The sequence below is a fragment of the Flavobacterium sp. genome (assembly GCF_046155325.1).
Classification (GTDB): Bacteria; Bacteroidota; Bacteroidia; order Flavobacteriales; family Flavobacteriaceae; genus Flavobacterium.
In genome coordinates, this window is sequence record NZ_JBJXDQ010000051.1 from 1 (window position 1) to 18449 (window position 18449).

An 18449-nucleotide genomic window follows, 5' to 3' on the forward strand; every position below is an offset into this window, starting at 1 on the left:
AAGAAAAATTGAAATAATGGACACGACACTTCGCGATGGAGAACAAACATCGGGAGTATCTTTTTCTGCTGCAGAAAAACTAACCATTGCACAATTGTTGCTGGAGGAATTAAATATTGATAGAATCGAAATTGCCTCCGCTCGAGTAAGCGAAGGTGAATTTCAAGGGGTGAAAGGAATTATGGCTTGGGCCGAAGAAAAAGGATATACGGATCGTATTGAAGTTCTCACTTTTGTTGACGGAGGTCTTTCTATAGATTGGATGAAAAAAACGGGCGCTAAAGTTCAGAATTTGTTGACCAAAGGTTCATTGAATCATTTGACTCATCAATTGAAAAAAACACCTGAAGTTCACTTTTTCGAAATTGCACAAACCATTGCATTAGCAAATGAAAACGGAATTGAAACCAATGTTTATCTCGAAGATTGGAGTAATGGTATGCGCAATTCTCCGGAATATGTTTTTCAATATTTGGATTTTATAACAAAGCAACCTATAAAAAGAATTTTATTACCCGATACATTAGGGGTTTTAATTCCATCAGATACTTTTGAATTTATTTCAAAAATAACTGCAAAATATCCAAATACGCATTTTGATTTCCATGCCCATAATGATTACGATTTAAGTGTAGCCAATGTCATGGAAGCGGTAAAAGCGGGTATAAACGGTTTGCACGTTACGGTAAACGGAATGGGCGAACGTGCTGGAAATGCGCCTTTAGAAAGTGTTGTTGCGGTAATCAATGATTTTATGCCTGAAGTGAAAATCAACATAAAAGAATCTTCATTATATTCCGTAAGTAAATTAGTCGAAACTTTTACCGGTTATAGAATCCCTGCCAACAAACCAATTGTAGGGGATAATGTTTTTACACAAACAGCAGGAATTCATGCCGATGGGGACAATAAGAATAATTTATATTTTAATAATTTGCTTCCAGAGCGTTTTGGAAGAAAACGAAAATATGCACTAGGAAAAACATCTGGTAAAGCCAATATCGAAAAGAACCTTCAGGAATTAGGATTAAAACTAAATCAAGAAGATTTGAAATTGGTTACCCAAAGAATAATCGAATTAGGTGACAAAAAAGAAACCGTTACCAAAGAAGATTTGCCTTATATCATCTCCGATGTTTTGGACAGCCAGACTTATGAAGAGAAAATTATCGTTGAATCCTATGTTTTGGCTCATGCCAAAGGAATGCGTCCATCCACGACACTTTGTTTGAAAATAGATGGCGAAATTATCGAAGAACATGCACAAGGTGACGGACAATTCGACGCCTTTATGAATGCTTTGGGAAAAATATACAAAAGCAAAAAAATGTCTTTGCCAAAACTGATTGATTATGCCGTGAGGATTCCACCCGGAAGTAGTTCGGATGCGTTGTGCGAAACTATAATCACTTGGACCAATAACGGAAAAGAATTTAAAACCAGAGGATTGGATTCCGACCAAACCGTTGCTGCCATCGTTGCCACACAAAAAATGTTGAACGTTGTAGCCGTTTAATCCAAAAGAAAAATCAATAACTCAATATAAAAAGAATGAAATATAATATTGCCCTTTTAGCCGGAGACGGAATTGGACCAGAAGTAATTAACGAAGCCGTAAAAGTTTCTGATGCCATTGCCAAAAAATTTAATCACGAAATCAATTGGATTCCAGCATTGACTGGTGCTTGTGCGATTGACGCAGTTGGAGTTCCTTATCCTGATGAAACTCATGAAATCTGCATGAAAGCTGATGCGGTTTTGTTTGGAGCTATTGGTCATCCAAAATACGACAACGATCCAAGTGCACCTGTTCGTCCAGAACAAGGATTATTATTGATGCGCAAGAAATTAGGTTTGTTTGCCAATGTTCGTCCGACATTTACTTTTCCATCCTTGATTGACAATTCTCCTTTAAAAAGAGAACGGATTGAAGGAACCGACTTGATTTTTCTTAGAGAATTAACCGGCGGAATTTATTTTGGAGAAAAAGGAAGAAAAGACGGTGGCGAAACGGCTTTCGATACTTGTACTTACACTAGAGTTGAAGTACAACGTTTAGCAAAAAAAGGATTTGAATTAGCCATGACCCGTAGCAAAAGATTATGTTGCGTTGACAAAGCAAACGTATTGGAAACATCCCGTTTATGGAGAGAAACCGTGCAAGCCATGGAAAAAGACTATCCAGAAGTGGAAGTTAGCTATGAATTTGTTGATGCCGTTGCGATGCGATTGGTTCAATGGCCAAACTCTTATGACGTCTTAATTACGGAGAATCTATTTGGAGATATTTTAACAGACGAAGCTTCGGTAATTTCAGGTTCAATGGGATTAATGCCCTCAGCATCTGTTGGGGAACACACTTCATTGTACGAGCCAATTCACGGATCTTATCCGCAAGCTACAGGATTGGATATTGCAAATCCGTTGGCAACAGTATTATCTGCAGCGATGATGTTTGAAGATGCTTTTGGATTGAAAGCAGAAGCAGAGGCCATTAGAGCCGTAGTAAACAAATCTTTAGAACAAGGAATTGTTACTGAGGATTTAGCTGCAAAAGGAGCAAAAGCATATAAAACAAGTGAAGTTGGAGATTGGTTAGTTGCTAATCTTTAGTTTATTTTGGTTTCAAATTTCAATAAGATTTGACAACTTTCAAAAAGTTGTCAAATCTATTTTAAATCCACTTTCGACTCCTTCTCCAAAGGAGAGGGCAGGGGTGAGGAAAAACAAAAAAGGTGTCAATTTACATTGACACCTTTTTTTATGTTAAAAAGAAAATATTAATATCCTCCTCTGTTTCCACCACCACGGTTTTCTCCACCACGGCTGTTTCCACCACCACCATAACCTCCGCGTGAATCTCCACCACGGCTGTTGCTGTTAAAACTTCTTCTTTCGCCTTCTGGTTTTGGCTCAGATTTGTTAACTACAATAGCACGACCTTGAACAGTCGCTCCGTTTAACTCATCAATTGCTTTTTGAGCCTCGTCATCATTTGGCATTTCAACAAAACCGAATCCTTTACTTCTTCCAGTAAATTTATCAGTTATAATTTTTACAGAATCAACTGCTCCATAAGCCTCGAAAGACTCTCTTAAATCTGCTTCCTCAATACTGAATGGAAGGCTTCCAACAAAAATGTTCATATGTACTTATTTATAATATAAGTTGCAAATGTAGTCTTATTTTTCTAATCTACTAGGTATTAGCTAATTTAGTTTTATATTTTTATAGAAGTGTAAAAAGAATATAGACTAAATACTCCTAATTACAGCGGTTTTATGTTAGTGTAAATAAATCAAAATCTTAATTTACAGGAACTTTGTAAAAAACACCCTGTTGAAAATTGACAAATGAATTATATAGAGGGTTGTTGTCAATATTACTTACATTAAATCTAAAAGAACCTGTAACAGTTTTGTTTACATTATCATAATCTTCAATTACTATTTCACCATCCCCAAAATCACTTCCTGTTGAGAAAACAGTATCGACATTTTTAATTGTTATTTTATAAGAGGCTGTATTTGATGTATTCATTCCTAATACATAGGTATTAAGGTTTTTAGAAGAAGTTTTTAGCGTCAGTATTTCATTTCGGGTATATGCATTTATTTTTAAAACCCCAGTATTTGACAAAGTAGCGTCATAATTTATAGCTCTCCAAAAAGCATTGTCTTTGATGCCTTGAATAGATGGATTATTGAATTTTACATCATCTTGGCAAGAGAACAAAGTAAATAACAGTAAAAAACAGAAAAACAGTTTTTTCATAATTTCAGAAATTAAATTAAACAAAAGTATATTATTTTGACTATATAACGGAAATTTACCTCAAAATTAAGCTGTGAAATTTACACTATTAGGAATAAAGAATTAAAATTAGTATTTATTGATAAAAAATGTATCTTTGCACCCTTAATTAACAGAGGTCGAGTACCTCAAAATTTAATCATAAGATTATGTCAGTAAAAATTAGATTACAAAGACACGGTAAAAAACAAAAACCGTTTTACTGGGTTGTAGCAGCCGATGCTCGCTCAAAAAGAGATGGTAAATACCTAGAAAAAATAGGTACTTACAATCCAAACACTAATCCTGCAACTATCGAATTAGATTTGGATAGCGCAGTAAAATGGTTGCACAATGGTGCTCAACCAACAGATACTGCAAAAGCAATTCTTTCTTACAAAGGTGCTTTATTGAAACACCACCTAGATGGAGGTATTCGTAAAGGAGCTTTGACACAAGAACAAGCAGACGCCAAATTAGCTGCTTGGCTAGAGGCTAAAGCTGGAAAAGTAGATTCTAAAAAAGAAGGTTTAACAAAAGCACAAGCTGATGCCAAATCTAAAGCTTTCAAAGCAGAACAAGCTGTAAATGCAAAACGTTTAGCTGTAGCTGTTCAAGCAGAAGCAGATGCAATCGCTGCTGCAAATCCAGTAGAAGAAACTCAAGAAGAAGTTACAGCAGTTGATGAAGACACTGTAGTTGAAGTGGTTGCCGTAGCAGAAACTGCTTCTGAAGAAGAAGCTGTAGTTGAAACTCCTATTGTAGAAATTGCTGTTGAAGAAGTAGTTGCTGCTGTTGAGGTAGAAACTCCAGAAGTTGAAGAAGTTGCAGTTGAAGAATCTCCTGTTGCTGAAGAAACTGCTGTTGCTGAAGTTGAAGTTAAAGAAACTCCTGCTGCAGAAGAAAGTAACGAAACAAAAGAAGCATAATTTTCAAGCGACGATGCGTAAAGAAGATTGTTTCTATTTAGGTAAAATCGCAAAAAAATTTAGTTTCAAAGGGGAAGTTCTAGCCTATTTAGACACGGACGAACCAGAGTTATACGAAAACTTGGAATCAGTGTTTGTTGAGTGCAACAAACACCTGGTTCCTTTTTTTATTGAAAGCAGTTCACTACACAAAAACGATTTTCTTAGAATTCGTTTTGAAGATTTGAATACAGAAGAAGAAGCGGATGCTTTACTTGGAAATGATTTATATCTGCCCCTGCGATTATTACCAAAACTTACGGGTAATAAATTCTATTATCACGAAGTAATAGGTTTTGAGGTTGAAGACAAACGGCTTGGAATTGTCGGAAAAATTCAATCTATAAATGATTCTACTGCCCAACCACTTTTCGAAGTGCTGAATGGTGAAGTCGAAATTCTAATTCCGATGATTGACCATTTCTTGATTAAAATTGACCGAGAAAACCAAAAAGTTGTCATGGATTTGCCGGAAGGTCTTATTGAAATGTATTTGTAATTAACAATGAATAATTGATAATTAACAATTATCAAATGTGGTCTTTGTGAATTTTTATGAAGCAATATCCTGATGTTCGTTAAATCTTTTGCGCCAAACACTGGCACAATAACACATCACTATCATAAGGGTTAGGTAATTATCTTTCTTAAAAAAATCATTATCAATTTTTAATTTTCAATTCAAATGTTTCAATTCAAACAATTCTCACTTGAACAAGATCGATGTGCCATGAAAATTGGAACCGATGGTGTTTTGCTTGGAGCTTGGACTCCTATAAAAAAAAATACTTTAAGCATTTTAGATATAGGAACGGGGACAGGAATTATTGCTTTGATGTTAGCACAAAGAAGTTCGGCTGAGCAAATCGATGCGTTGGAAATTGACGAAGAAGCTTACGAACAAGCAACGGATAATTTTGAAAATTCCCCTTGGAATGACCGCTTGTTTTGTTTTCATGCTGGCTTGGACGAATTTATCGAAGAACCTGAAGACGAGTATGATTTAATCGTTTCGAATCCACCTTTTTACAGCGAAGATTACAAATCAAGCAACGACCAACGTGATTTGTCGCGCTTTCAAGACGCAATGCCTTTTGAAGATTTGATAGAAGCTGCGGCTTTATTACTTTCTGAAAAAGGAATTTTCTCTGTTATTATTCCTTTCAAGGAAGAATCAACTTTCTTGGCTTTGGCCAAAGATTATGAATTATTTCCAATAAAAATTTCCCGCTTAAAAGGAACTCCAATCTCCGAAATTAAACGCAGTCTTTTGGCTTTTAGCCGAAATGAAGTTACTGAATTTCCAATTGATGAATTAATCATAGAAACAGCTAGACATATTTATACTCCAGAATACATCTTCTTGACGAAGGATTTTTATTTGAAGATGTGAAACCTATCTCAAGGTATTAGAACTATTTTATTTTTTTCATAAAATTAACAATATTACGTTGTTTTGTTATATTTCTTTACCTAGATTTGTACAATAGACATTGGATTGCCGCGCCTATTTGCGTTGTTTTCATAATTAAAAACACTATGAAACCAGACTTATTTCAAGCTCCAGATTATTACAACCTTGACGAATTATTGACGGATGAACATAAATTAGTCCGTGATTCTGCTCGTGAATGGGTCAAGCGTGAAGTTTCGCCCATTATCGAAGATTACGCTCAGCGAGCTGAATTTCCTAAGCAAATCATCAAAGGGTTGGCTACTATTGGGGCATTTGGGCCTTATATTCCCCAAGAATATGGCGGTGCTGGTTTGGATCAAATTTCCTATGGTTTGATTATGCAAGAAATAGAACGTGGCGATTCGGGTGTTCGTTCAACCGCTTCGGTGCAATCTTCGTTGGTCATGTATCCGATTTGGAAATACGGAAATGAGGAACAACGCCTAAAATATTTACCCAAATTGGCTTCGGGCGAACTCATAGGTTGTTTTGGTTTAACCGAACCCAATTATGGTTCTGATCCCGGAAGTATGATTACCAACTTTAAAGATAAAGGTGACCATTATCTTTTAAACGGTGCTAAAATGTGGATTTCGAATGCTCCTTTTGCTGATTTTGCAGTAGTTTGGGCAAAAGATGAAACAGGAAGAATACATGGTTTACTTGTAGAAAGAGGAATGTCGGGATTTACAACCCCCGAAACCCACCACAAATGGTCGCTTCGAGCCTCATCAACAGGGGAGTTAATTTTTGATAATGTGAAAGTGCCAAAAAAAAATATTTTGCCCAATAAATCGGGATTGGGTGCGCCATTGGGTTGTTTGGACTCTGCACGTTATGGTATTGCTTGGGGAGCGATTGGTGCTGCAATGGATTGTTATGACACAGCTTTGCGTTATGCGAAAGAGCGAATACAATTTGAGAAACCTATAGCTGGAACACAATTGCAACAAAAGAAATTAGCCGAAATGATTACCGAAATCACAAAAGCGCAATTATTAACTTGGCGATTAGGAGTTTTGAAAAATGAGGGAAAAGCTACAACAGCTCAAATCTCGATGGCGAAGCGAAATAATGTAAACATGGCGATAAATATTGCTCGTGAAGCCCGACAAATACTAGGTGGAATGGGTATTAGTGGCGAATATTCAATAATGCGTCACATGATGAATCTAGAATCGGTAATTACTTATGAAGGTACCCACGACATTCATTTATTGATAACAGGAATGGATATTACGGGGATTTCTGCTTTTAAATAAGATATAAACAACTATTAAAGTATTTATAAAATTGATTGTAAAAGTTTCTTGTTTCAAAGAAGCTTTTTTATTTTTACATAAAAAATATACTTATGAATATTGAAACTATAAACAAGAGCATTCAGTCTCAAAAAGAAGCATTATTAAATCACTCCTTGTACAAAAAAGTGCAATCTATTGAAGATTTATTAATTTTTCTTGAAAATCATGTTTATGCCGTTTGGGATTTCATGTCCTTGTTGAAGGCGTTACAATCAAAACTTACTTGTACTACAACCCCCTGGTTTGCAACCGAAAATCCTGAAACTCGTTATTTAATAAACGAAATTGTTTTGGCCGAAGAATCCGATTTGACTCTTGATGGAAAACGCCAAAGTCATTATGAAATGTATATTGAGGCGATGGGATTTTGTGGTGCAAATACAAAAGGAATATCATCTTTTTTAATAGAAGTAGAATCCCTTCGCAATATATTTGTTGCCATCAAAAAAAGTGATTTACACCCTAATATTAAGGCCTTTTTAGATTTTACTTTTAGAGTTATCGAGGAAGGAAAAACACACGAAATCGCTGCGGCTTTCACTTTTGGGAGAGAAGACCTCATTCCGTCGATGTTCACCAAAATATTAATGAGCTTTCAGGCTAATTTTCCTGAAACTAATTTAAGCAAACTCATTTATTATTTCGAAAGGCATATTGAATTAGATGCTGACGAACATGGTCCAATGGCGATGCAAATGATAACCGAGCTTTGTGGAAACGATGCGGTAAAATGGAAAGAAGTCGAAGAAATTTCGATTTTGGCACTTGAAAAAAGAATTGGTTTATGGAATGCAATAGAAGAGTCAATCGAAATGAATACTACATTAGTATAAAAAATATAATCCGATTTTAATAATTCCCACTAAAAAAAGCATTTCATTTGAACCCCTTTTTTACTAAGATTCTGGTGCCAATTCTAATTCTAATCCTTCAAGATTAACCGTTATTGGAATTTGACAACCCAATCGGCTATTCGATTTTACATAAAAAGCTTCCGATAGCATAGCTTCTTCATCTTCTCCCATTTCGGGTAATGTAACATCATTTAAAACATAACATTGGCAAGAAGCACACATAGCCATTCCGCCACAAGTTCCTTCTACTGGAAGCTCATACGCTTTACATAATTCCATGATATTCATGGCCATATCCGTAGGAGCTTGTAATTCATGAATAACTCCTTCTCGATCTTTAATTTTTATTAATACATCCATTTTATACTATCTAGAATTGGGTAATTTTATGTTTTAAGAAATGTTCACTACCGTTTCAATTTGGGGGGCAAATTTTTTTATAGTGGTTTCTACACCTGCTCTCAAGGTCATTTGGTTCACACTACAACTGGTACAAGCTCCTTCTAGGCGAACGATTACATGCTTACCTTTTTCTATAGAAACGAGTGAGATATCACCGCCATCAGAATTCAAAAAAGGACGAATTTCCTCTAAAGCTTTTTCAACATTGGCTGTTAATTCTTCTGTTGTCATTTTTTTATTTTTTTACAGCAGAACAACCTGCCATTGTGGTAATTTTGACAGCCTCGGTAGCAGGTAAATTTTTATTTCTATTGACTACTTCTTGAACTACATTTCGAGTAATTTCCTCGAAAACGGTTTCTATTATCGAGCCCGTTTGCAATGCTGCTGGACGACCGTAGTCTCCTGCCTCACGAATAGATTGTACGATAGGAACTTCACCTAAAAATGGTACTGCTAAATCTTCTGAAAGATTTTTAGCACCTTCTTTTCCGAAAATATAATATTTGTTATTTGGTAGTTCTTCTGGAGTAAAATATGCCATGTTTTCTATAATTCCCAGAACAGGAACATTGATTGCATCAGACATGAACATAGAAACTCCTTTTTTAGCATCGGCTAATGCAACAGCTTGTGGAGTACTAACAACTACTACACCAGTAATAGGCAAGGATTGTACTATCGAAAGGTGAATATCACCAGTTCCTGGAGGTAAATCCAGCAATAAAAAATCTAATTCTCCCCAATCAGCATCAAAGATCATTTGATTTAAAGCTTTAGAAGCCATTGGTCCACGCCAAATAACCGCTTGACTAGGCGAAGTAAAAAAACCAATCGAAAGTATTTTGACTTCGTAACTTTCTACGGGTTTCATTTTAGATTTCCCGTTTACGGTTACCGAAATCGGTTTTTCGGATTCTACATCGAACATTATTGGCATCGATGGGCCATAAATATCAGCATCAAGAATTCCTACAGAAAATCCCATTTTAGCAAGCGTAACGGCTAGATTTGCGGTTATAGTAGATTTTCCTACGCCTCCTTTTCCTGAAGCAACTGCAACTATATTCTTTATTCCAGGAATATTTTTTCCTTTTATTTCTGGTTTATCAGGGATTTCGACTTTACTATTTATTTTGATTTTAGCTTCGGGAGAAACTAATTCAGAAATAACTTTTTTTATATCGTCTTCGGCTCTTTTTTTGATGTGCATGGCAGGAGTATGCAACAACAAATCTATTATGATTTCATCACCAAAAGTGACTACGTTTGCAATGGCGCCACTTTCTACCATATTCTTTCCTTCGCCAGCGATAGTTATAGTTTCTAATGCTTTTAGGATAGCAGTTTTGTCTAATTTCATAATATATTTCTTGTCTTAATTAAGACTAATTTCAGATTGCAAATATACTAAGAACTTTAAAGTATTAAAAGTTTATGAGTTTAAAGTTTAGACTGTTATTGATAAAATTTAGTTAACGGTTTTTGTAATTATTGTATCCCGAAGCTTCGGGATTTGAAATCAGTAAATAATTACAAATCCATTTTTGGTGTCCAAAACACTTTTTCGAAATCCTGAATTTGATTGTCGACTACAATAATTCCTTCGTTTTCTAGTAATTGCTGCATGAGGTTTGTGCCGTCAAAATGATGTTTTCCAGTGAGTAATCCTTTTCGATTGATTACTCGGTGTGCTGGAATATCATCCCTATGATGACAATTATTCATTGCCCAGCCTACCATTCTTGCAGATCGGGCTGTTCCCAAAGCTTTTGCAATGGCACCATAGGAGGTAACTTTCCCATAAGGAATTTGTCTGGCGATAGCATATACTTTTTCAAAAAAATTATCAGATGGGCTCGTCATTTATACTACCAATAATATTGAACAATATTCCACAAAGTAATAATCGAAATGAATCCCGTTATGCACCCAATTATAGTGTTTATGTTTTTGGTTAGATAATCTGTTTTGCTTTCAATTCGATTAAAAAAGGTTATATAACAGTAAAAAACCAAAAACGACCCTAACACAACACCCTTCACAAAGATTATAATAGATGTTGTGTCGAATGAAAATAGCTTAAACGAGGCTAAACTCATACATATAAAAACATAATACGGTATTGGTAAAAAATTCAGGAAAGAAAGTAACATGCCTAGAAAAAACCGATTGGTTTTACTGTTTTTTTTAAGCAGTTTGGTTTTAGTTTTGGGTTTCTTGGCCAAAACCAAAAAATAAAGGGTTAAAGTAATAAAAATCCCTAAACTTATTTCACGTAATAAAACAACTAAATCTGGTCGCTTATTAATAATTTTAGCAAATACAATAGCAAAAAAGGTTTGAAAGCCAATCACTAGTATGGCTCCTAAAACAAACCAGAGAGCGTTTCGATGTCCTTCTTTAAGATTCACTTTAGCGGCAGTCATATTGATTAGTCCTGGTGGAATAATCCCTATAATTGCGGTAAAAAAACCCATAAGTAAAGGCGTTATTATATTCATTTATTTGAAGTCATGTTTTAAAAACAGAAAATAAATATACTATAAACTATTTGTTAAGACTTAATTTTAAATCGAATATACGTAATTGATTTGTTAATTTCCAAATATTGTTTTTCGTAAAAGGTCTGAATAGCAGTAACTTCATCAGGCGAACCCTCGTTTACATAAATATTATGATTGGCATATAACACCTCATGTCCCTCGCCATGCAATAAACCTAAGGTATAGCCGTGCATGAATTCGCTATCGGTTTTCAAATTAACGATACCCTCTTTTTTTAGAATTTTTTTATACAATTGCAAAAATTCCGAGTTGGTCATTCTATGCTTAGTCCGTTTGTATTTTATTTGTGGATCGGGAAAAGTAATCCAAATTTCGTCGACTTCATTTTCAATAAAAATATGATTTATTAATTCAATTTGGGTTCTAATAAATGCCACATTATGCAAACTTGTTTCAACTGCAGTTTTTGCTCCACGCCAAAATCTAGCGCCTTTTATATCGATTCCGATGAAATTTTTATCAGGATATTTTTCGGCTAATCCTACCGAATATTCGCCTTTACCGCAACCTAGTTCAAGCACCAATGGATTATCGTTTTTAAAAAAATCGGTATTCCATTTACCTTTTAGTGGAAATAAATCGCCTACAACTTCTTCTCTTGTAGGTTGAAATACATTAGTAAATGTTTCGTTTTCCTTGAATCGCTTTAACTTATTTTTACTTCCCACGCTTTTATAAAATGTTTTTATTTCGTACAATTCGAACGAAAAATATCAGTGAGCAAAATTAAGTAAATATATACGACGATTAGTGGTGTTTCCTAAAATAAACTTCGGAAGGTTAAAGGAGATAATAAAGTAGATCTAATTAGTAAACCAGACCCCATAAAAAAAGCATCACATTGCTTTATGGCTTGGTAGTACTTTAGTAGTGGTTTTCAAAAAAAAGAGATGGAGACGTTGGGTAATTATATTGATAAAGTGGAGGTGGTAAGGGAAGTAAATCGACAGGGATTTGGGTATTTTGGGTAATGCAAAATCGTGCATTTTCGTGCATTTCGCCACCTATAAATACATCCAAGAAAGCATAGCTAAATTATGCAGTTCTTGCAATTGGCAGGTCACTATCTAATTGAATATTTTTAAATATTTCTTGAAAGCATAAATCTTGCCTCTTTTTCCACCTGTAACTTCTTCAAGTATTTCTAACTTCTCTAAATCGGCAATTAAACTGTAACCTGTACGTTGAGAAACCCCTGTAATTTCAAGAACTTTATTAACGTCTATTATTGGTTTTTTTAATAAATAATGCAGAATTTTTAGAGCATTATTAGACCTTGAGCCTAGTGTTTGTATTTGTAATTCGGAATTTCTTTTTAATTTTAAAATTTCATCGAAAGTTGACACCCCATTTTTAGCAGTTTCAATAACACCCACTAAAAAGAATTTTAACCATTGTTTTAAATCATTATGTGTTCTAGCTCTCATTAAATTATCATAATACAACGTTTTGTTACGTTCAAAAAAATCGGACAAATACAAAATAGGCTGATTTAATATTTCTTTGTCAACTAAATAAAGTGTAATTAGTAGTCTTCCAACTCTACCATTACCATCTAAAAATGGATGAATAGTTTCAAATTGATAATGAATAATTCCTATTTTGATTAAATCAGGCAACAAGTGTTCTTCGTTATGGGTAAATTTCTCCAAATCACTCATTAACGCTCCAATGCTTGTATGAGTTGGCGGGATAAACACAGCATCATTTATAGATGCACCACCTATCCAATTTTGGCTAGTTCTAAACTCTCCTGGGAGCTTGTGTTCTCCTCTAACTCCTTGTAATAGTACTTTGTGTGTTTCTTTTAGTAGTCGGCTTGAAAAAGGAATTTTGTTGAGCATTTCAATTGCTTTTTGCATCGCAGCCAAATAATTTTGTACTTCTTCCCAATCATCACGCTTTTCTAAACTTACATCTTCCCTGTCTAAAAGAGCTTCCTCCATATTAGTTTGAGTTCCTTCAATACGGCTACTCTGTGTGGCTTCTTTTAAAACGTGCATGCTTATAAATAAATCAACATCTGGTATGTGCTCACTATACATGTCTAATCGACCTAAATGCCTATCCGCTTTTGAAAGTAAAGCCAATAATTCCATGTCGCTAAGCAACCATTCTTTATCAATAAATTGGGGTTGGAAGCTTTTATAGTAGCCTTGATTGATATATTGCCCTGATTTAAAATTTTGCATAGTATTTACAATTAAAAAAATGTTGTTGTAAAAATAATCATTTATTTGCAATAATAATTACGCTATTGTAAAAAACAGCCATTATTTACAATAAAGAAATTCTTATTGTAATAATTTGAGGAAAACGTTTTTAACGAAATTGCACATCAAAACGGGGTTTTTATCTTCAATGGGATACCAGAAATCGGAGAAGGTGACTTTGGGTAATTATATTGATAAAGTCGAGGTGGTAAGGGAAGTGAATCGACAAGGATTTGGGTATTTTGGTGGTTAATCTTTTAATTCAAAGAATGAAGCTCTGCCATATAAGTAGAGCTTCATTTTCACACTCATCCTATCAAAACTCCACCTAATATCGCCACCCAAAGCCCATAAAAAAAGCCTCACATTTCTGTAAGGCCTTGATAATCAATGTGGAGAATATCGGATTCGAACCGACCACCTCTTGCCTGCCAGGCAAGCGCTCTAGCCAAATGAGCTAATCCCCCAAGACTAGGCACAAATATAACATATAAATACAGCCTAAAGCAAATTTTGAAAAAAAATCAGTTGCTTTCCTTAATATTTTTAACTTTACATCAAAATCAGTAAAATGCTATATCAAAGCCCAAAAGGTTCAATAGGAACAACAATAGAAAATAGAATTGCAACAGTAGAATTTGCACATCCTACGAGTAATTGTTTTCCCGCTGATTTGTTGCGCGGCTTCACAGAAGAAATCAACAGCTTAAGCGAAAATCCACAGGTTTTAGTAATTATTATAAGAAGTAGCGGAACAGGCGTTTTTTGTGCTGGTGCCTCTTTTGACGAACTGTTAGCGGTTTCCAATTTAGAAGAAGCTACTCGGTTTTTCTCAGGATTTGCTAATGTGATAAATGCCATGCGTAGCTGTTCGAAAATAATTATCGGACGAATTCAAGGCAAGGCAGTAGGCGGTGGCGTTGGCATAATTTCCGCTTGCGATTATGTTTTTGCCACTATGGATAGTAGTATTAAATTATCGGAACTTTCAATAGGAATTGGTCCTTTTGTAATCGAACCTGCTGTTAGCAGAAAAATTGGAAAATCAGCCATGGCAGAATTAACTTTAGCATCCAGCGACTGGAAAGATTCGGAATGGGCAAAAAGCAAAGGATTGTATACCAAAGTCTTTGCTGGACAAGTAACTTTAGATATTGAATTGGCTCAGTTTAGCTCAAAATTGGCGTCTTACAATATAGAAGCCTTATTAGAAATAAAAAAAACACTTTGGGAAGGCACCGAAAATTGGGATACTTTACTCTACGATAGAGCCGCTATTTCCGGAAAACTAGTCCTATCCGATTTTACAAAAAACGCCTTACGACAATTAAAAAAATAAAATGAGCAAAATCAGAATCACCAAGCAGTTTAGTTTCGAAACCGGTCATGCCTTGTATGGCTATGATGGCAAGTGCAAAAACGTGCATGGTCATAGTTATAAATTGTCGGTTACCGTAATTGGAACACCAATATTAGACCGTAATAATGTAAAATTTGGGATGGTTATCGATTTTACTGATTTGAAAAAAATCGTTAAAGAAGAAATCGTTGATCAGTTTGACCACGCTACCGTTTTTAACGAAACTACACCGCATATTGAATTGGCAAACGAATTAAAAACCCGAGGACATCATGTAATTCTGGTAGATTATCAACCAACAAGTGAGAATATGGTTGTCGATTTTTCGAAACGAATCATCAGTAGATTACCCGAAAACATTGGTCTTTTTTCTTTAAAATTGCAAGAAACAGAATCTTCTTTCGCCGAATGGTTCGCCTCGGATAATAGTTGATGAATTCCAAAAGATTTGATGACCTTAATAAAAAAATATTTCAACACGAATTTCACAAATTTTCACTAAATCTAATAATTTAAAAAATAATTACACTAACTTTTAATTTTAATTCGTGCTAATTCGTGTAATTCGTGTTGAAAAAACTAATTTAATCTTATGCAAATCGCCCCCAACAAAAAAATATATTTCGCCTCCGACCAGCATTTTGGTGCACCAACTCCTGAATTGAGTTTTCCGAGAGAACAAAAATTTGTGGCTTGGCTTGACGAAATCAAACAAGATGCTGAGGTTCTGTTTTTATTAGGGGATTTATTCGATTTTTGGTTCGAATATAAAACCGTAGTCCCCAAAGGATTTGTTCGGGTTTTAGGAAAACTAGCCGAAATTCGCGACAGTGGCATTCCGATTTATTTTTTTGTTGGTAATCATGATTTATGGATGAATGATTATTTTGAAAAAGAACTGAACATTCCGGTTTTTCATGATAATCAGGAATTTACTTTTAATGAAAAAACCTTCCTTATTGGTCACGGCGATGGCAAAGGCCCTGGCGATTTGGGATACAAACGCATGAAAAAAATATTTACAAATCCGTTTTCAAAGTGGTTGTATCGATGGCTTCATCCTGATATAGGAATGAAATTAGCACAATATCTTTCGACAAAAAACAAACTCATTTCTGGCGATGCCGATGTGAAATTTCTTGGCGAAGAAAACGAATGGTTAGTAAGTTACTCTAAACGGAAACTGGAAACGAAACACTACCATTATTTTGTTTTTGGGCACCGTCATTTACCGATGAAAATCTCCGTTGGCGATAACACAGAGTACGTGAATTTAGGAGACTGGATTGACTATTTTACGTATGGTGTTTTTGATGGGGAGACTTTGGAGTTGAAGAAATTGTAATCACTCCTGATTTTCATGTTCGTCTAAGTCTTTTTGCAAATCTAAATTTCTAAATGCCGGCAATTTGATACCAGTAAAAATAACTACCAAAAGGGTCATACTGCCGCCAAAAACTACTGCTGTAACCGTTCCCATTAGCTTTGCGGTCAAGCCACTTTCAAAAGCACCCAATTCATTGGATGATCCAACAAATATAGAATTTACTGCCGCCACACGACCTCGCATGTGATCGGGAGTTTTTAATTGTAAAATGGTTTGTCGAATGACCACCGAAATCCCATCGACAACGCCGCTCATAAACAAAGCAAAAACAGATAACCAAAAAATAGTGGATAATCCGAAAACGATAATACAAATTCCAAATAAGAAAATGGCTGTCAATAGTTTCATCCCTGCGTTTTTATTCAAAGGCACATAGGCAGTAATTAGTAGGGTGATAAAAGCACCAATGGCAGGAGCGGCTCTTAAAATTCCAAATCCCTCTGGACCTACTTTTAGAATATCTTGAGCGAAAATAGGCAATAAGGCTACTGCTCCACCAAACAAAACCGCGACCATGTCTAGTGATAATGCGCCTAATATGGTTTTGTTGTTATATACAAATTTGACTCCTTCCTTGAGGCTATCCATTATGGGTTCTCCGATTTTTGGATTTAAAATAGGCTTTGTTTCTATTTGTGATAAAGCTATTAATGACAAAACCGAACATCCAAAAACGAAACTCATAGAGCCATGAATACCAATCCATGAAATAGAAAACCCTGCAAAAGCTGGGCCTAAAACTGAACCTATTTGCCAAACCGAACTACTCCAGGTAGTGGCATTCGAATATTCTTTTTTGGGAACAATTAAGGATAATAATGAAAATATAGTCGGTCCAAGAAAAGCTCTCACTAACCCGCCAAGGAACACGAGTGTATAAATACCGTACAAAATAATTTTTGTAGTATAGTGATTTGAAATTTCGGGTAGGGTTAAAATATAAAGTCCAAAACTGATGACTGAAAATGCTAAAATACACTTTAGAAGTAGTCCTTTTTTTTCGTTTTGATCTACTATATGTCCTGCAAACAATGCCATAACAACAGCAGGAATCACTTCCATTAGTCCAATGATACCCAAAGAGAGTGGGTCTTTCGTTAAGCTATACACCACCCATTCTATAACTATAAACTGCATAGACCAAGCAAAAACCATTATAAAACGTAATATTAAAAAGACATTAAATTCTTGGTAACGCAAAGCGGAATAAGGATCGTTTTTTTTCATTTTCATAAATTCTACTTAATATCTTTCAATCGCAGTTGAAGGGAAATTTTACCATTCCATTCATTTTCATCAATAGAATATACAACATTGAAATGTTTTCTATTGTTTATGTTTTCCATTTTATCACCTAAACCAAAACCTATTGCTGCAATTCCGTTTGTCCCGAATCCTGAAGTTTCGGGACGGGATTCCTTGACAAAAAGTTTTAAATGCTCTTCTTCTTTCCCCAAAGGTTTTCCGTAACCAGTGTCTTTAACGTTCTTAGTCAAAAAAACAGGCGCCATATTTTGAGGTCCAAAAGGTTCGAATTGTTTTAAAATCCGGATTAGTTTTGGCGTAATATTCGATAAATTAATTTCGGCATCAATCGAAATTTCGGGAGTCAATAATTCAGTAGGAATCGTTTCTTGAACTACTTTTTCGAAAGCCACTTTAAAATTTTGATAATTTTCTTCCAACAATGTCATTCCAGCAGCATATTTGTGACCGCCAAATTGCTCTAAATGTTCCCCGCAACTTTCCAAGGCGTTATAAACATCAAACCCTTTTACAGAACGTGCCGAAGCGGCATATTTATCGCCACTTTTGGTAAAAACTAAAGTTGGTCTATAATAAGTTTCTATTAATCGTGAAGCTACAATTCCGATAACTCCTTTGTGCCAATTTTCTTGAAAAACTACGGTAGTGAATCTTTTTTGCTCCTTATTTTCTTCGATTTGCAAAAGTGCTTCTTGGGTAATTTGTTTGTCTAAATCTTTTCGCTCCGAATTATAGATTTCGATTTCTGAGGCGAATAGTTGGGCTTGTTCAAAATCAAATTCAGTTAATAATTTTACCGCTTCATTTCCGTGTTTTATTCGTCCTGCCGCATTTATTCTGGGAGCAATAATAAAAACTACATCGGTAATATCTAGTGTCT

The 18449-nt window shown here is 35.1% G+C and carries 20 protein-coding genes, 1 tRNA gene and 1 pseudogene; 10 read left to right on the forward strand and 12 right to left on the reverse strand.

Annotated features, from left to right (window positions below; genetic code table 11):
• Both ACKVOD_RS03295 and leuB read left to right on the forward strand, forming a co-directional pair.
• Positions 1 to 1516, forward strand: a 1516-nt coding sequence (locus ACKVOD_RS03295; RefSeq protein ID WP_409208055.1) for an alpha-isopropylmalate synthase regulatory domain-containing protein, incomplete at its 5' end; no start/stop codon positions are given.
• 35 nt (positions 1517 to 1551) lie between these two features.
• Positions 1552 to 2613, forward strand: coding sequence for a 3-isopropylmalate dehydrogenase (gene leuB / locus ACKVOD_RS03300; protein ID WP_409208056.1), 1062 nt, complete (start codon positions 1552 to 1554; stop codon positions 2611 to 2613).
• 167 nt (positions 2614 to 2780) lie between these two features.
• Here the strand turns inward: leuB and ACKVOD_RS03305 are convergent, their stop codons facing one another.
• Together ACKVOD_RS03305 and ACKVOD_RS03310 are read right to left on the reverse strand one after the other, a co-directional pair.
• The gene (locus ACKVOD_RS03305; RefSeq protein WP_409208057.1) at positions 2781 to 3146 is read right to left on the reverse strand and encodes an RNA recognition motif domain-containing protein; all 366 of its coding nucleotides are present in this window, start codon (positions 3144 to 3146) and stop codon (positions 2781 to 2783) included.
• Between the two features lie 160 nt (positions 3147 to 3306).
• Positions 3307 to 3774 (reverse strand): DUF6252 family protein, encoded by a 468-nt coding sequence (locus ACKVOD_RS03310; RefSeq protein ID WP_409208058.1) that lies wholly within the window; start codon positions 3772 to 3774, stop codon positions 3307 to 3309.
• A gap of 188 nt (positions 3775 to 3962) precedes the next feature.
• Between ACKVOD_RS03310 and ACKVOD_RS03315 the strand changes: the two are divergent.
• From ACKVOD_RS03315 to ACKVOD_RS03335, 5 genes and pseudogenes are all read left to right on the forward strand, one after another.
• Positions 3963 to 4496 (forward strand): annotated as a pseudogene (locus ACKVOD_RS03315) (30S ribosomal protein S16); the annotation flags it as partial.
• Between the two features lie 238 nt (positions 4497 to 4734).
• Positions 4735 to 5259 carry a ribosome maturation factor RimM gene (gene rimM / locus ACKVOD_RS03320; protein WP_409208059.1) on the forward strand — a complete coding sequence of 175 codons (525 nt, stop codon included), beginning with the start codon at positions 4735 to 4737 and terminating at the stop codon, positions 5257 to 5259.
• Between the two features lie 186 nt (positions 5260 to 5445).
• Complete coding sequence (locus tag ACKVOD_RS03325) at positions 5446 to 6153, forward strand: tRNA1(Val) (adenine(37)-N6)-methyltransferase (RefSeq protein WP_409208060.1); 708 nt, start codon at positions 5446 to 5448, stop codon at positions 6151 to 6153.
• Positions 6154 to 6299: 146 nt separating this feature from the next.
• Positions 6300 to 7478 carry an acyl-CoA dehydrogenase family protein gene (locus ACKVOD_RS03330; protein ID WP_409208061.1) on the forward strand — a complete coding sequence of 393 codons (1179 nt, stop codon included), beginning with the start codon at positions 6300 to 6302 and terminating at the stop codon, positions 7476 to 7478.
• Between the two features lie 92 nt (positions 7479 to 7570).
• Positions 7571 to 8353: a DUF3050 domain-containing protein gene (locus ACKVOD_RS03335; RefSeq protein WP_409208062.1), complete on the forward strand. Its 783-nt coding sequence runs from the start codon at positions 7571 to 7573 to the stop codon at positions 8351 to 8353.
• 63 nt (positions 8354 to 8416) lie between these two features.
• Here ACKVOD_RS03335 and ACKVOD_RS03340 read toward each other — a convergent pair whose 3' ends face one another.
• From ACKVOD_RS03340 to ACKVOD_RS03375, 8 genes are all read right to left on the reverse strand, one after another.
• Complete coding sequence (locus ACKVOD_RS03340; RefSeq protein WP_409208063.1) at positions 8417 to 8734, reverse strand: ferredoxin; 318 nt, start codon at positions 8732 to 8734, stop codon at positions 8417 to 8419.
• Between the two features lie 33 nt (positions 8735 to 8767).
• Positions 8768 to 9007 (reverse strand): NifU family protein, encoded by a 240-nt coding sequence (locus tag ACKVOD_RS03345; RefSeq protein ID WP_409208064.1) that lies wholly within the window; start codon positions 9005 to 9007, stop codon positions 8768 to 8770.
• A gap of 4 nt (positions 9008 to 9011) precedes the next feature.
• Positions 9012 to 10139 (reverse strand): P-loop NTPase, encoded by a 1128-nt coding sequence (locus ACKVOD_RS03350; protein ID WP_409208065.1) that lies wholly within the window; start codon positions 10137 to 10139, stop codon positions 9012 to 9014.
• Positions 10140 to 10309: 170 nt separating this feature from the next.
• Positions 10310 to 10642 carry an MGMT family protein gene (locus ACKVOD_RS03355; RefSeq protein ID WP_409208066.1) on the reverse strand — a complete coding sequence of 111 codons (333 nt, stop codon included), beginning with the start codon at positions 10640 to 10642 and terminating at the stop codon, positions 10310 to 10312.
• A 5-nt stretch (positions 10643 to 10647) separates the two neighbouring features.
• Positions 10648 to 11280 (reverse strand): LysE family transporter, encoded by a 633-nt coding sequence (locus ACKVOD_RS03360; RefSeq protein WP_409208067.1) that lies wholly within the window; start codon positions 11278 to 11280, stop codon positions 10648 to 10650.
• A gap of 53 nt (positions 11281 to 11333) precedes the next feature.
• Positions 11334 to 12011, reverse strand: a complete 678-nt coding sequence (gene trmB, locus ACKVOD_RS03365) for a tRNA (guanosine(46)-N7)-methyltransferase TrmB (protein ID WP_409208074.1) — start codon at positions 12009 to 12011, stop codon at positions 11334 to 11336.
• Between the two features lie 399 nt (positions 12012 to 12410).
• On the reverse strand, positions 12411 to 13535 hold the full coding sequence (locus tag ACKVOD_RS03370; protein ID WP_409208068.1) for a Fic family protein: 1125 nt from the start codon (positions 13533 to 13535) through the stop codon (positions 12411 to 12413).
• A gap of 414 nt (positions 13536 to 13949) precedes the next feature.
• Positions 13950 to 14023 (reverse strand) — tRNA-Ala (locus tag ACKVOD_RS03375).
• Between the two features lie 104 nt (positions 14024 to 14127).
• Between ACKVOD_RS03375 and ACKVOD_RS03380 the strand changes: the two genes are divergently transcribed.
• From ACKVOD_RS03380 to ACKVOD_RS03390, 3 genes are all read left to right on the forward strand, one after another.
• A complete protein-coding gene (locus tag ACKVOD_RS03380; RefSeq protein ID WP_409208069.1) occupies positions 14128 to 14895 on the forward strand; it encodes an enoyl-CoA hydratase/isomerase family protein in 768 nt (255 codons plus the stop codon).
• A 1-nt stretch (position 14896) separates the two neighbouring features.
• Positions 14897 to 15349: a 6-pyruvoyl trahydropterin synthase family protein gene (locus tag ACKVOD_RS03385; RefSeq protein WP_409208070.1), complete on the forward strand. Its 453-nt coding sequence runs from the start codon at positions 14897 to 14899 to the stop codon at positions 15347 to 15349.
• A gap of 159 nt (positions 15350 to 15508) precedes the next feature.
• On the forward strand, positions 15509 to 16261 hold the full coding sequence (locus ACKVOD_RS03390) for a UDP-2,3-diacylglucosamine diphosphatase (protein ID WP_409208071.1): 753 nt from the start codon (positions 15509 to 15511) through the stop codon (positions 16259 to 16261).
• Here ACKVOD_RS03390 and ACKVOD_RS03395 read toward each other — a convergent pair whose 3' ends face one another.
• Together ACKVOD_RS03395 and ACKVOD_RS03400 are read right to left on the reverse strand one after the other, a co-directional pair.
• Complete coding sequence (locus tag ACKVOD_RS03395; RefSeq protein WP_409208072.1) at positions 16262 to 17530, reverse strand: MFS transporter; 1269 nt, start codon at positions 17528 to 17530, stop codon at positions 16262 to 16264.
• An 11-nt stretch (positions 17531 to 17541) separates the two neighbouring features.
• Positions 17542 to 18449, reverse strand: a 908-nt coding sequence (locus tag ACKVOD_RS03400) for a single-stranded-DNA-specific exonuclease RecJ (RefSeq protein WP_409208073.1), incomplete at its 5' end; no start/stop codon positions are given.

Bases quoted from the DNA above. Each gene is read 5' to 3' on its own strand.
- leuB (WP_409208056.1), top strand. From the start codon at position 1,552: ATGAAATATAATATTGCCCTTTTAGCCGGAGACGGAATTGGACCAGAA.
- ACKVOD_RS03305 (WP_409208057.1), bottom strand. From the start codon at position 3,146: ATGAACATTTTTGTTGGAAGCCTTCCATTCAGTATTGAGGAAGCAGAT.
- ACKVOD_RS03310 (WP_409208058.1), bottom strand. From the start codon at position 3,774: ATGAAAAAACTGTTTTTCTGTTTTTTACTGTTATTTACTTTGTTCTCT.
- rimM (WP_409208059.1), top strand. From the start codon at position 4,735: ATGCGTAAAGAAGATTGTTTCTATTTAGGTAAAATCGCAAAAAAATTT.
- ACKVOD_RS03325 (WP_409208060.1), top strand. From the start codon at position 5,446: ATGTTTCAATTCAAACAATTCTCACTTGAACAAGATCGATGTGCCATG.
- ACKVOD_RS03330 (WP_409208061.1), top strand. From the start codon at position 6,300: ATGAAACCAGACTTATTTCAAGCTCCAGATTATTACAACCTTGACGAA.
- ACKVOD_RS03335 (WP_409208062.1), top strand. From the start codon at position 7,571: ATGAATATTGAAACTATAAACAAGAGCATTCAGTCTCAAAAAGAAGCA.
- ACKVOD_RS03340 (WP_409208063.1), bottom strand. From the start codon at position 8,734: ATGGATGTATTAATAAAAATTAAAGATCGAGAAGGAGTTATTCATGAA.
- ACKVOD_RS03345 (WP_409208064.1), bottom strand. From the start codon at position 9,007: ATGACAACAGAAGAATTAACAGCCAATGTTGAAAAAGCTTTAGAGGAA.
- ACKVOD_RS03350 (WP_409208065.1), bottom strand. From the start codon at position 10,139: ATGAAATTAGACAAAACTGCTATCCTAAAAGCATTAGAAACTATAACT.
- ACKVOD_RS03355 (WP_409208066.1), bottom strand. From the start codon at position 10,642: ATGACGAGCCCATCTGATAATTTTTTTGAAAAAGTATATGCTATCGCC.
- ACKVOD_RS03360 (WP_409208067.1), bottom strand. From the start codon at position 11,280: ATGAATATAATAACGCCTTTACTTATGGGTTTTTTTACCGCAATTATA.
- ACKVOD_RS03370 (WP_409208068.1), bottom strand. From the start codon at position 13,535: ATGCAAAATTTTAAATCAGGGCAATATATCAATCAAGGCTACTATAAA.
- ACKVOD_RS03380 (WP_409208069.1), top strand. From the start codon at position 14,128: ATGCTATATCAAAGCCCAAAAGGTTCAATAGGAACAACAATAGAAAAT.
- ACKVOD_RS03385 (WP_409208070.1), top strand. From the start codon at position 14,897: ATGAGCAAAATCAGAATCACCAAGCAGTTTAGTTTCGAAACCGGTCAT.
- ACKVOD_RS03390 (WP_409208071.1), top strand. From the start codon at position 15,509: ATGCAAATCGCCCCCAACAAAAAAATATATTTCGCCTCCGACCAGCAT.
- ACKVOD_RS03395 (WP_409208072.1), bottom strand. From the start codon at position 17,530: ATGAAAAAAAACGATCCTTATTCCGCTTTGCGTTACCAAGAATTTAAT.